This window comes from Cryobacterium inferilacus (genome assembly GCF_019599185.1).
In the GTDB taxonomy this organism is placed as follows: domain Bacteria; phylum Actinomycetota; class Actinomycetes; order Actinomycetales; family Microbacteriaceae; genus Cryobacterium; species Cryobacterium inferilacus.
Genome location: NZ_JAIEUL010000027.1, coordinates 24,416 through 37,412, shown reverse-complemented (window position 1 = coordinate 37,412; position 12,997 = coordinate 24,416). Strand labels below are relative to the sequence as shown.

The window sequence follows — 12,997 nt, the reverse complement described above, 5'->3', positions numbered from 1 at the left end:
CAAGCCAGACTCACAAACGCGACCAGGGGCATATTTTTTCACCCCACAGTGCCCCGCAGGGGCCCTACCGCTCCTGCTGGATTCTGCCGCCGCCGAAATCAGCCGCGGAATTGCGGCATCCGCGGCGGTGGGCCTCGAGAATTGCAGGAGTTGTGCACGCCGCCGCGCGGGCAGGCGCCGGTCCGGCTCCCCGCTGGTCGCGGCGGCACGCAGTGTGCCGCTCGGCCGCTCTGCCATACTCGGCCCATGACTACATCTGAACCGTTGGGGGACGGCTCGCATGAGCCCCGACCTGATTCTGCACAGCCGCCGCCCGAATCTGCGGATGCGCCCGACGTCGCGCCTGTCGCCCCGCCCGCCTCTGCGGATGCGCCCGACGTCGCGCCTGTCGCCCCGCCCGCCTCTGGTCCGGCGGAGACGCCCACTCCTGACACCGAGCCTGCCGGCGGTCCGGCGGAGACGCCCACTCCTGACACCGAGCCTGCCGGCGTTCCCGCCGAGACGCCCGCTCCCGACGCCGAGCCTGCCGGCGTTCCCGCCGCCGCTCTTCCCTACGGACCTGCGTCAGTAGCCGGCACACCGACAGCGCCGACCACAGCGCCGACCACGCCGACGCCGCCACCGGCCCCGCAGCAGCAGGGACCGCCCCAGCAGGGGCCGCCCCAGCCCGGACCGCCCCACCCGCCGCTGACCCCGGCGAAGGGCCTGGCGATGGCCGCCCTCATCGTGGGTATCTGCGCCTTCGCGGTCGGGTTCATCCCCATCGTCGGGGTCGTCGTCGGTCTCGCCGCCGTCGTGATCGGCATCTCGGCACTGCGCCAGCGCCAGCCCAAGGTCCTGGCGCTCACCGGCGCCATCCTCGGTGGCGTCGCCATTGTTGCCTCGATCGCAGTGACGATCGGCATCGCGGCCTATGTGAACGGGGTGGCCACCCGGGCCGAGACGGCCATCGCCGAGTCGCAGGCCGAGCAGGCCGAGCAAGACGAGCAGGACGCGGCCGACGAGTTCACCGAACCCCAGGACACCGAGCCGGCCGACGACGCATCCGACGCACCCGCCGTCGACCCCAATGCGGCACCTGTGCCGGCCGATTACACGGATGCGCTGGAGTCAGCCGACATCTACGCGAACATGATGGACATGAGCAAGGCGGCAATCTACGACCAGCTCGTCTCCGAGTACGGCGAAGGGGCGTCGCCCGAGGCGGCTCAGTACGCAATCGACACCGTCACGGCGGACTGGGAGGCCAACGCACTTGCGACCGCCCAGCTCTATCGGGACGAGATGTCGATGTCACCCGCGGAGATCCGCGATCAACTGACCACCGAGTACGGCGGCGATTTCACCCAAGCCGAGGCCGATTACGCCATGGAGAACCTCGACGACTAGCCGCCCCGGCAGCGCCGGCGTCACCGCGCCTCCTCTCGGCGACCGCGCCCCCTCGAGCGAGCGCGATCGCCCGCACGAGGTGCGGCGCTCTCGCCCCCTAAACGAGCCGGCCCGCCCGGCGCCCCCAGCCCTCCCCGTGCCGTCGCCCGCCCGTCGGGCGTCAATGACACCCGTATGGCTGGATGCGCCACCTATAGCTGGCGCATCCAGCCACAGCGGGTGCACCCACGGGGCGCCGCCCACTCCGTCCGGTGCTCACTGCACCTCCTGCCGGTAATCGCGCCCTCTATAGCAGGCGCGGTCGCCCGTACGAGGTGCAGCCACAGCCATCCGCCCAGCACCAGCCCGCCCCAGCCGCCCCCGAGCAACCCAACCGCCCCCGAGCAACCCCACCCCGCCCGCGCACCCACCGCCCCGCCCGCCTGAGATAATCGATCGCGGAATGTCTCGAGCGAAGAGGACGCAATGTCACTAGGTCTCCCCGGCCACCTGGTCCAGGCCACGCTGAGCCGTGCCCTCGCCAGGGCGTCGCACTGGTTCGGCCTCGTCTGCCTGGCCGGCGCCCTCGCATCCGTGATCGCGATCAGCCTCGACCAGCTCACCGACCGCCTGCTCCTCACCGTCGCCGCCATCGTGGGCATGGCCGCCCTGCTGGCCCTGCTCGCCCGCTGGCGCACGGTGCCGCTCACCATCGCGTACCTCGTGCTCGGCGCCGCCTGCGTCTACCTCTTCACCGGCGCGGTGCTCGGCATGCCCGGCGGGTTCACCTCCAGCGACCTGTTCCTCATCTCCCTGCCCAAGATGGCCCTCATCATGGTCGGCGGGGCCGGCTCCGGCGCCCTCGTCGGGGTGCTCTGGAGCACCCTCGGCTTCCTCCTCGCCGAGGTCGCCGCCACCCTCGCCGTCTCGCAAACCCCGGTGCCCGACCGCCCCGACGTCTTCACCATCGTCACCTACCTCATGCTCGTGGGCGTCATGTTCCTCGACGGTCTCACCCGCCGCACCGGACGCGCCGCCCAACCCGCCATCCACCGCGCCGTGCAAGACGACGAGGCCCGCACCCTCCGCCACGACTTCGACGTGCGCGCCATCGCCCTCATGCACGACACCACCCTCAACCAGCTGGTCTCGGTCGCCCGCGCCAAACCCGGCCCGCTCAGCCGCGGCCTCGAGGCGGGCATCCGCGAAACCCTCACCACCCTCGCCGAGCGCGACTGGCTTACCCACGTCGACGAACGCACCGCCACGGCGCCCGCCGGCGGCGACGGATGGCTGTCCAGCGCCGTGTACCGAGCCATCGACCGCAGCCGCGACCGTGGTCTGGTCGTCGACATCACCGGCGACAAGGAGTCCCTCGGCCGCCTCAACCCCGAGCAGGACCGCGAGCTGGGCCTGGCCGTGCAACAGTGCCTCGTGAACGTGCTGCTGCACGCCGGCATCGCCTCCGCCGAGGTGGTCATCGACGCCGACGCCGAGAACGTCTCCGTCATGGTGCTCGACGCCGGCGCCGGCTTCATGGAGTCCGAAACCGGCACCGACCGGCTGGGCCTGCGCCAATCGGTGCGCAAACGCATCGAGCGCCTCGGCGGCACGGTCGTCATCTGGTCCCGTCCAGGCGCCGGCACCTCCGTGCTGCTCACCCTCCCCGCCCCCGCGGATGCCCCCGCCCCGGCTGCGCCCTCAACGCACGCTCTCGCGGACGAGACCCCCACCGCGCAGGTCCTCCCGTGACCGGCCGCCGCGCCACCCAGCAGCGCCTCGACCCGCTGGGCACCCTCGCCGCCTGGCCGCTCGCCCCCGCCATCTGCGCGGTGGTGCTCGGCTACGCGGTCATCGCCACGCTGCTGCAGGCCGACCAGGTGCAGCATCCGGTGCTCGCCACCCTCGCCCTGCTCGCTATGGTCGCCGCCGCGGCCACCCTCATCTACGCCACCGGGCCCGCCCGCTCGCCGTTCGGCGCCCGGCTGCACCTGCTCATGCTCGGCTGCGCGGTACTCGGCTACGTGCTCGAGGTGCTCAGCCGGTGGGGCTCCAACCAGCTCGTGCAAGACGACTTCGGCCCCATCAGCATCGGCCTCTTCCTCCTCGCCCTGGCGCCGTACCGGCCGTGGCGGCAGATCGCCTGGTCCGGCGCTGCCGCGAGCGTCATCGCCATCGCGCTCACCCTGCCGCAGACCGGCACTTTCCGCCTCGACGTGCCCGTCGCCGTGTACGCCATCGTCTCGGTTACCCAGATCCTCGCGCCCGCCGCGGCCGGCGCCGCGTACTCCCGTCGCATCGTGCGCTCCATCCTCATCTGGCAGAACGACGCCCGCCGCGCCATCGTCGCCCGCACCGAGGAGGCCAGGGGGCAACTGGCCCGCGCCGTCGTCGAGCAGCAGGTCACCCAGCTCAAGTCCGGCGTCATCCCGTTCCTCACCGAACTGCTCGAGCGGGGGACCGTCACCGCGCTCGACATCGCCCAGGCCAACCACCTGGCCGGCGAGGTGCGCCGCAGTCTCGTCGCCGAGATCGACCGCACCTGGCTCGACTCCGTCATCGCCCGCGAACGCGCCGCCCTGGTCGAACGCGGCACCCCCGGGCTCCTCGTCGTCGCCGACCCCGAGCACCGCGCCACCGACTTCACCGCCGAACAACGCGCCTCCACCGCGGCCAGTCTCGCTGCCCTCTGCGCCGCCCAGGGCTTCGACCCGCACACCCTCGTCGTGCAGGTCACCGGCACGCCCAAGCTGCGCAAAACCGGCCCCGCCGCCAGGACGCCCAACTCCAAAGCCACAACCAGCACCCCCAACATCCCCATCACCCACCTCGACACCATCACCATCCAGGCCGCCATCGACCTGCCCCCGCGCAAGTCCCGCGCACTGCTGCGCCCCTACCTCGGTGTGCTCCGCGTGGTCTTCGACTCGGTGCGGGTCACCGTGCGCCGGCCCTCCCTCATCATCGAACTCGACGCCCTGCGCCCGGTCAGCCCCACCGCGGCCAGGCCGGCCGCCCCCGCCACCCCGGCCACCCCGATTGGGGTACGCGCGCCGCAACCGCCGCGCCAAGTACGCTGAACCCCAACGAACCAACGCATCAGCACCAACAAGGGCGGTACCGGCAGTAATGGCGAAACTGTATTTTCGATACGGCGCAATGAACAGCGGCAAGAGCACCTCCATGCTCCAGGCCGCCTACAACTACGAAGAACGCGGCCACCGGGTGCTCCTGGCCAAACCGTCCGTCGACACCAAGGGCGACCGCGGCATCCTCTCCCGCCTCGGCGTCACCCGCGGCGTCGACTTCCTGCTCACTCCCGAGACGGATGCGTACGCCCTCTTCCAGCAACACCGCACCCAAACGCTCCAGGCCACCGGCCTCGACGTCTCCGCGCTGCTCGTCGATGAGGCCCAGTTCCTCACCGAAACCCAGGTGGATGACCTGCTGCGCATCGCCATCCTCGAGAACGTGCCCGTGCTGGCGTACGGCATCCGCACCGACTTCCAGACCGTCGCGTTCCCCGGCAGCCGCCGTCTGCTCGAGGTGGCGCACAGCCTCGAAGAGCTCAAGACCATCTGCCGCTGCGGGCGCAAGGCTGTCTTCAACGGCCGCCAGATGAACGGCCGGTTCGTCTTCGACGGCGACCAGGTGGCCATCGACGGGGTCGAGGTCACCTACGAGTCGCTCTGCGGCTCGTGCTACCTCGAAGAGAGCCACGGCGTGCTCAACAACCGCCGCCGCGACCCGGTGCCCAGCGTTCACGCATCCGTTGACAGCACAGACACCGGGGGCGGGGGAGCGGGGGCGCTCAATCGACCAACCGGAACCTAGTCCGATCATCGAGAGCGCCCCAGCCAGCCCCCCCCGGCGTGTTCCCCGTCCTTAGCCTAGGGATGCGCATTCATGCGCAAAAGCCGTTATTTATCAGGGCACCCACTTCGGGGGCCATCGCACACGCCACGAGAGGTATCGCATGCACCGGTTCCGGGTCGCCCTGATCGACGATCATGAGATCGTGGCGCGCGGTTTCGCCGGGCTCTTCGCCACGATCCCCGAGATCGAGGTCGTCGCCACGGTCGCCACCGTCGCCGAGCTGCAGGCGCAACTGCTGGCCGAGGTGCCGACCGACCCGCCCACCGACCACCCCGCCGGCCGCGTCGACCTCGTCATCCTCGACCTCCGCCTCTCCGACGGCTCCACCGTCACCGACAACGTCGAGAACCTGCGCGCCACCGGCGCCGAGGTGCTCGCCTTCACCGGCGGCGACGACGCCGGCGCCATGCGCGCCGCCGCCCGCGCCGGCGTGCTCGGGGTGGTGCGCAAGTCCGAACCTGCCGAGGTGCTCCTCGACGCCGTCACCCGGGCCGCGGCGGGCGACACCATCGCCTCCACCGAGTGGGCGGCCGCGCTGGATGGCGACCCCGACCTCGCCGACGCCGGCCTCAGCCCGCGGGAACGCCAGGTGCTCTCGCTCTACGCCGCCGGCGCGAAGGCGCCGCTCGTGGCCTCGCACACCGGACTCTCCGAGCTCACCGTCGTCGACTACATCCGCCGGGTGCGGTCGAAATACGAGAAGGTGGGCCGGCCGGCCAACACCAAGATCGACCTGTACAAACGCGCCCTGGAAGACGGCATCCTGCCCATCCCCGGCCGCGCATGAGCAAGTCAGGCCTGCCGGGCGCGCTTCCAACGGGTACCGACCCGTTGACCGGCGCCACCCCGACAAGCCCCACCGGCCCGACTCCCACCGGCGCCACCGGCCCACTGCCGACCGGCTCCACGACGCCGAGCCCGCGCGGCACCCGCCCCACCACACCGAGCACCGCGCCCACCCCGTTCCCCGACCTGCCCGCGCCTGCCCCACCCGAATCGGCCCCCTCCGCCACCGCCAACCTCACCAGGGTGCTCGGCATCGCCGTCGGCGCGGCCGGCATCATCTTCGGCCTGCTGTCGCTGGGTTCCTTCCTCGCGCAGGGCTGGCATCCCGCCCCGCCCCTGGCCGCGGCGGCGTGGCTCAGCGCATTCGGCCTGCCCGTGGTGCTGGCCCTGTGCAGCGGATGGGCGCGCCCACGCACCCTGCACGCCATCGTCGCCCTGCAGGCGGTCTGTTACATCGTGATCTGCCTGTTCTGGTATCTGTCGCCCGGCCCGCTGCCGCCCGGTGCCGAGATCCCGTGGATGATCACCTACACCGGGGTGCCCGCCGTGGCGGTAGCGGTCTTCGCCGGTCCCCGCCTCACTTGGACCTTCACCGTTCTCGCCACCGCGCTCAGCGGCCTGGTGCGGTTCCGCACCACCACCGAAAGCACTCCGGTGCTGGTCGGCCTCGCCGACGCCCTGTTCTCGCTGCTGCTGGTGAGCGTGTTCGTGGCCCTCACCCTCACCGCCCGCCGCGCCGCCGCCCGGGTCGACGAAACCACCGTGCTCATCCGGCAGGCCGAGGCCCGCCGCGCCGCCCGGGTCGCCCGGCGGCAGGAGCGCCTGCGCATCGACGCGCTCGTGCACGACAGCGTCATCTCCACCCTGCTCATGGCCGGCCTCGGCCACAGCCCCCTGCCGGTGGTGTCCTCGCACGCCGCCAAGACCCTCCGCCAGCTCGACGCGCTCCGCGAACCGCCCGTGCAACCGGTCGTGCTGGTCTCCGACATCGTGCGCCGGCTCACCAGGCTGGCCGCGCAAGTGGCCCCGGATGCCGTCGTGCGCGTCGACGACCCGGCCAGCGCCGGCGGCGGCGCGGCCGTGGAACGCACCGTGCCCGCCGTGGCGGTCGCGGCCATGCTGGGTGCCGCGGGCGAGGCGCTGCGCAACTCCATCGCCAACGCCGCTGGCCCGCCTGCCACCGCCGGCCCCGCCTCCGAGCCCGGCCGAGGGGGCAGCCGTAGGGTGCGCCGAAGCATCACCCTGCTCAGCACGGTCGACGGCTGTCAGATCACCGTCAGCGACGACGGCGTCGGCTTCGATCCGGTCGCCGTGCCGCCGGAACGCCTCGGCATCGCGCAGAGCATCATCGGTCGTATGGAGCAGGTGCCCGGCGGCGCCGCCAACCTCCGCTCCGCCCCTGGCACCGGCACCGACGTCGTCATCACCTGGGCGCCCGAGCGACTCATCGTCGCCCCCGGCCCAGGCCCCGGCGCCGCCCCCGGCACTGCCACCAGCGCAGGCCCCGGCCCCACGCCCGGCACCGCCACCAGCGCAGGCACCGGCACCGCCGGTACCCGCGCAACCAACCCGCCCCACCGTCGGCACGCCGCTCCCGCCGCTGCAACGCTGCCGGCCCACAGTGCCGCCCGCGCCCAGCCGGACCGCCGCGCCATCTCCCGCCAACTGGTCGATCTCGGACCGGACCCTGCCGCAGCCGCAGCCGCAGCCCCAACCGCCCCCGCAGCCGAACCTGCCGACCTGCGCTCGATGTCGCAGCCCATCGGGCTCACCGTCGTCGCCGGACGCAGCATCCTCGTGCTCTACGGCGTGGTGCACGGCCTGCTCGCCCTCATCGACCTGGAGCCGGGCCGGCCGCACCAGCTGGCAATCGGCGCCTACCTCGTGATCCTGCTGGCCGCGGCCGTGCTGATGATCCACTTCAACCGCCCGGTGCTGCGCCCGCGCATGTTCCTCATTCTCGGTCTCTGCACCGTCGGGGCGATCCAGATGTTCGTCTATACCCCCGCGAACAGCGCCGGGCCGTTCCCGCACTGGCACCTGGGCGCCATCACCATGATCCTGCTCGTCCTCGCCTTCCGCGGGCACGTCGGCTGGGCCTGGCTCGGCTACGTCGGCCTCGGCCTCCTCGCCCTGATCTGGGCGCTCGGCACCGACCAGACGCCGCTCACCGCGCTCATCCTCATCAGCCGGCACGCCGGCACTCTGCTCGCCGGCACCCTCTTCGTGGTGGGCCTGCGCCGCACCGAGCGCACCCTCGCGGTCCTCACCGCCAACGACATCACCCGCGCCACCCGCGACGCCACCACCGTCGCCGCCATCACTGAGCGCGAGGCCGAGCTCATGCGCGTCAACGCCCTCGCCCGGCCCACCCTGCGCCGCCTCGCCCTGCCCATCCCGCTCAGCACCGAGGAGCGCGCCGACTGTCTGCACATCGAGGCGGGCCTGCGTGACGCCATCCGCGGCCGCGCCCTGTTCGTCGAGCCGGTCATCAGCGCCGTCAGCGCCGCCCGGCAACGCGGCGTGGAGGTTACCGTGCTCGACGACAGCGGCGAAACCCCACCCGAGGCCCTGCCCACCCTGGCCCGCACGGTCGCCGAGGTGCTCGACTCCGTCGACACCGGCAAAATCACCGTGCGCGTGCTCCCGCCCGGACGCCCCGACCTCGCCACCCTGGTGATCGAGTCCGGCACCCCGCGCCTGCTCTCCATCGACCCCACCGGCGCCCTCGCCCTCTAGCTCCGCCCTGCCCCGACCCCCGGCGCCCAGTCAGCTTCCCCTCCACCCCGCCCGCGCGCTCGTCGGCGACCCTGCCCCATTCGCGCTGCGCGGGTAAAGCGCCGCTTCGCGGGTGGTGCGCAGCCCGCGAAACGGCGCACAACCCGCGCGCCGCAAAGAAGCCGCCCCCGGCCACCCACCACCCGCCGCCCCCGTCCGCCCAACCCCAACCGAGCCCCACACTCAAGAATTTGCATGCAACCTGGCCTTCCAGCCCCGTCCGCCCGCTAATCTGAACTCGCGGCGACCAGATCCACGGTCCCCTCTTCTCTCCCAGACAGGGACCCGAATGAGCCTTCGCGCCATTGCACTCACCACCGTCACCGCCCTCGCGCTCGCGCTCGGCTGGCCGGCCACCGCCCTCGCCTTACCCCCGGTCGACACCGTGCCGCCCACGGCAACCGTCGTCGTGTCCGACTCGACAGTCGTCTTCAGACAGAGGGTGCCGGTCACGTTCACCTTCTCCGAAGCGGTGACCGGTTTCACCAACGCCGACATCACGGTGCCCAACGGCACCCTCACCGAGTTGGGCTCCGCAGACGGTGGCATCACCTGGACGGCCATCTACACCCCAACACCATCCATCACCGCCGCCACCAACGTGATCACGCTCGACCTCACCGGCGTCACGGATGCGAACGGCGGCATCGGCACGGCCACCTCCAACACCTTCGCTGTCGACAGCAAGTTCGCGACCGTCGCCATCGTGGTCGCCGACACCGCGATCAACGCGGACGAGACCTCCCTCGTCACCTTCACGTTCTCCGAACCGGTGACCGGCTTCACCAATGGCAACAACGTCCGTGTATCGAATGGCACCCTGACGGCAGTGTCGTCCGCCGACGGTGGCACCGTCTGGACGGCGACGTTCACGCCGGCGGCTGCCACTGTGGCCGCCACCAACCGGATCTCGGTCAACTACTCCGGCATCAAGGACCTTGCCGGCAACCCCAACCTCGGCTCGGCGAGTTCGAACGCCTTCGCCATCAACACCGTCCGGCCCACCGCCACCGTCGCGGTGTCCGACACTGCACTCATCGCGGGGGAGACCTCGCTGGTCACCGTCACGTTCTCCCAAGCCGTCACTGGCCTCGACGCCGGTGACTTCACCGCCGCCAACGGCACACTCAGCGCCCCGAGCTCGTCCGACGGCGGACTCACCTGGACCGCGACTCTCACCCCCACCGAGGGCACCGCCGCCACCACCAACCAGGTCACCCTCGACCTCACCGGCATCGCGAATGCCGCCGGCAGCACCGGAACCGGCACGGCCACCTCCAACACCTACGCGATCGACACCACGCGTCCGACGGCCACCATCGTCGTCGCCGACCAGTCGCAAAACGTCGGCGAGACCTCGCCGGTCACGATCACCTTCTCCGAAGCCGTGGCCGGCTTCACCAACGCCGACCTCACCGTCGAGAACGGCACTCTCACGGCGTTGAGTTCAGGCGATGGCGGCATCACCTGGTCGGCAACCTTCACTCCGTCGAGCGGCACCACCAGCGCCAGCAACGTGATCACCGCAGACCTCGCCGGTGTCTCGAACGCCACCGGCAACGCGGGTTCCGGCACAGCCACCTCCAACACCTACGCGATCGACACCCAACGCCCCACCGCCACCATCGTCCTCGGCGACACCGCCCTGGCGGTCGGGCAGACCTCCCTGGTCACAGTCACCTTCTCCGAACCCGTCGGCGGCTTCACCAACGCCGACCTCACCATCGCGAACGGCACCATGTCCGGCGTGAGCTCGTCCGACGGTAACCGCACCTGGACGGCCACCTTCACTCCGACAGCCAACCTCACCGACTCCACCAACCTCATCACGCTGGACCAAACCGGTGTAATCGATCGTGCGGGCAACAGCGGCACCGGCACCGTCGACTCCGCAAACTACGCGATCGACACCGTGCGCCCCACGGCGAGCATTGTCGTGGACGACACCACCCTGACCGTCGGGCAGACCTCCCTGGTCACAATCACGTTCTCCGAGGCCGTCACCGGCTTCACCAACGCCGACCTCACCACTGAAAACGGCACCCTGTCCGCCCTGAGCTCCGCCGATGGCGGCATCACCTGGACCGTAACGCTCACGCCCACCGAAAACACCAGTGACAGCACCAATCTGATCACCCTGGCCATGACCGGCGTGACGGATGCCGCCGGCAACCCCGGCATCGGCACGGCCGACTCGAACAACTACACGATCGACACCGAGCTGCCCACGGCTACCGTGGTGCTCGACGACACCGCTATGGCCACCGGTGAAACCTCCCCGGTCACGATCACCTTCTCCGAGGCCGTGACCGGCCTCGGCGACGCCGACCTCACCGTCGCCAACGGCACCGTATCCGCGCTCAGTTCCGCCGACGGCGGCCTCACCTACACGGCCACGTTCACCCCGACAGCCGGCATCACCGCGCTGGCCAACGTGATCAGCCTCGACCTCACCGGCGTCACGGATGCCGCCGGCAACGCGGGCTCCGGCTCGGCCGACTCGAGCAACTACGCCATCGACACGGAGCGCCCCACCGCCACCGTCGTGCTCACCGACGCCGATCTCGCCAGCGGGGAGTCCTCGCCGGTCACGGTCACGTTCTCCGAGCCCATCACTGGCTTCGACACCGCCGACCTCACCGCCGCAAACGGCGCGCTGACCGACCTCACGTCCACCGACGGCGGCCTCACCTGGGCCACGACGTTCACCCCCACGGATGCCGTCACCGCCACCACCAACGTCATCACCCTGGGTCTCGCCGGCGTGACCGACGCGGCCGGCAACACCGGCACCGGCACGGTCGACTCCGCGAACTACACGGTCGATACCCAGAGCCCCACGGCGACCGTGGTCGTGGCCGACGACACCCTCACCGCCGGTGAGACCTCGCTCGTCACGTTCACCTTCTCCGAAACCGTCACCGGCCTCACCGTCACCGACGTCACGGTCGCCAACGGCCGCATCGCCAACGGCACCGCGGACGGCGTGAGTTCCGCCGACGGCGGCACCACCTGGACGGGCACCTTCACCCCGACCGTCGACATCACCGAGCCGGCCAACCTGATCACCCTCGACCTCGCCGGCGTGACGGATGCTGCCGGCAACGCCGGCGTCGGCACCACCGACTCGAACAGCTACGCCATCGACACCACCACCCCGCCGATCCCGGAGCCAACCCCCACGCCCACGCCGACCCCGACTCCCACCCCGGAGCCGAGCGCGACCCCGACCCCCGCCCCGGAGCCGAGCGCGACGCCGACGCCGACCGCGACCCCCGCGCCCACCGCCCCACCGGCACCGGAGCCCACCGCGACCCCGGCGCCTCCCGTCGGGCCCACGCCGGAGCCCACCGCAACCCCCGCCCCCACGGGCACCCCGGCACCGACGCCGCCCGTCGAGCCCACCCCCGAGCCGACCGCGACCCCGCAGCCGACCCCCGGTCCCACCGCCGAGCCGACCCCGACCCCCACCGAGCCGCCGACACAGAACCCGCAGCCCACCGACACCCCGGCGGCCCCGGGCGAGGCCGACATCACGGTGGCCGTCGAGGGCGGCATCATCCTGAGCGACGGCACCGTCACCACCGGCGACCCGCTCACGATCTCCGGTCTGGTGCCCAATCAGTGGTACTTCACCTGGTTCTTCTCCACGCCGATGCCCACGTCCTGGCAGCTCGCCTCCGCGGACGGAACCATTGACCTCGAGGTGCCCACCGCCCTGGCAGCCGGCGAGCACCGTGTCATCGTGCAGGACGCCGCCGGTGCGGTCTTCGGCTGGTCGGCGCTGACCGTGCAGGTCGAGCAGCAGGCGGCCCCGGCGCCGTCGGTGCCGCAGCAGGTCGATGCAGCGCCGCCGGTGCAGTCGAGCAGCTCCCTCGCCCAGACGGGCTTCGACGCCGGCCTGCTGCTGGCCGCCGCCGGGGGACTCGTCCTGGTCGGGCTGATCCTCGCCGGGGTCGCGCTCCTCCGTCGCCGCAGCCGCGAAGCGCCATAGCGGCTAGCGTCACAGCCACAGAAACGCCCCGTCGCACATAATGTGCCACGGGGCGTTTCCGTCCAACCGCCTCGCTGGTCGAGCTTGTCGAGACCCCGCAACCCAATCTCACACGCGCTCAACGTTCGCCAGCCTCGCTGGTCGAGCTTGTCGAGACCCCGCAACCCAATCTCACAGGGCGCCCCACGCTGTGCT

At 71.5% G+C, this 12,997-nt stretch carries 7 protein-coding genes; all 7 read left to right on the top strand.

Going from position 1 to position 12,997, the window contains the following annotated elements; genetic code table 11:
* The first annotated feature begins 246 nt into the window (after positions 1-246).
* The 7 genes from K2F54_RS17425 to K2F54_RS17395 all read left to right on the top strand — a co-directional run bounded on the left by K2F54_RS17425 (position 247) and on the right by K2F54_RS17395 (position 12,802).
* Positions 247-1,389, top strand: a complete 1,143-nt coding sequence (locus K2F54_RS17425) for an Ltp family lipoprotein (RefSeq protein ID WP_220607125.1) — start codon at positions 247-249, stop codon at positions 1,387-1,389.
* A 465-nt stretch (positions 1,390-1,854) separates the two neighbouring features.
* The gene (locus K2F54_RS17420; protein ID WP_220607124.1) at positions 1,855-3,120 is read left to right on the top strand and encodes a sensor histidine kinase; all 1,266 of its coding nucleotides are present in this window, start codon (positions 1,855-1,857) and stop codon (positions 3,118-3,120) included.
* Positions 3,117-4,448, top strand: coding sequence for a hypothetical protein (locus tag K2F54_RS17415; RefSeq protein WP_220607123.1), 1,332 nt, complete (start codon positions 3,117-3,119; stop codon positions 4,446-4,448). Before K2F54_RS17420 ends, K2F54_RS17415 begins: the two co-directional genes overlap by 4 nt.
* A 49-nt stretch (positions 4,449-4,497) precedes the next feature.
* Positions 4,498-5,202, top strand: coding sequence for a thymidine kinase (locus K2F54_RS17410; protein WP_220607122.1), 705 nt, complete (start codon positions 4,498-4,500; stop codon positions 5,200-5,202).
* 142 nt (positions 5,203-5,344) lie between these two features.
* Positions 5,345-6,031, top strand: coding sequence for a response regulator (locus tag K2F54_RS17405; protein ID WP_220607121.1), 687 nt, complete (start codon positions 5,345-5,347; stop codon positions 6,029-6,031).
* Positions 6,028-8,769 carry a hypothetical protein gene (locus tag K2F54_RS17400; RefSeq protein WP_220607120.1) on the top strand — a complete coding sequence of 914 codons (2,742 nt, stop codon included), beginning with the start codon at positions 6,028-6,030 and terminating at the stop codon, positions 8,767-8,769. Before K2F54_RS17405 ends, K2F54_RS17400 begins: the two co-directional genes overlap by 4 nt.
* Before the next feature lie 328 nt (positions 8,770-9,097).
* Positions 9,098-12,802 (top strand): Ig-like domain-containing protein, encoded by a 3,705-nt coding sequence (locus K2F54_RS17395; RefSeq protein ID WP_220607119.1) that lies wholly within the window; start codon positions 9,098-9,100, stop codon positions 12,800-12,802.
* Positions 12,803-12,997: the final 195 nt, after the last annotated feature.

Bases quoted from the DNA above. Each gene is read 5' to 3' on its own strand.
- K2F54_RS17420 (WP_220607124.1), top strand. From the start codon at position 1,855: ATGTCACTAGGTCTCCCCGGCCACCTGGTCCAGGCCACGCTGAGCCGT.
- K2F54_RS17395 (WP_220607119.1), top strand. From the start codon at position 9,098: ATGAGCCTTCGCGCCATTGCACTCACCACCGTCACCGCCCTCGCGCTC.
- K2F54_RS17400 (WP_220607120.1), top strand. From the start codon at position 6,028: ATGAGCAAGTCAGGCCTGCCGGGCGCGCTTCCAACGGGTACCGACCCG.
- K2F54_RS17410 (WP_220607122.1), top strand. From the start codon at position 4,498: ATGGCGAAACTGTATTTTCGATACGGCGCAATGAACAGCGGCAAGAGC.
- K2F54_RS17425 (WP_220607125.1), top strand. From the start codon at position 247: ATGACTACATCTGAACCGTTGGGGGACGGCTCGCATGAGCCCCGACCT.
- K2F54_RS17405 (WP_220607121.1), top strand. From the start codon at position 5,345: ATGCACCGGTTCCGGGTCGCCCTGATCGACGATCATGAGATCGTGGCG.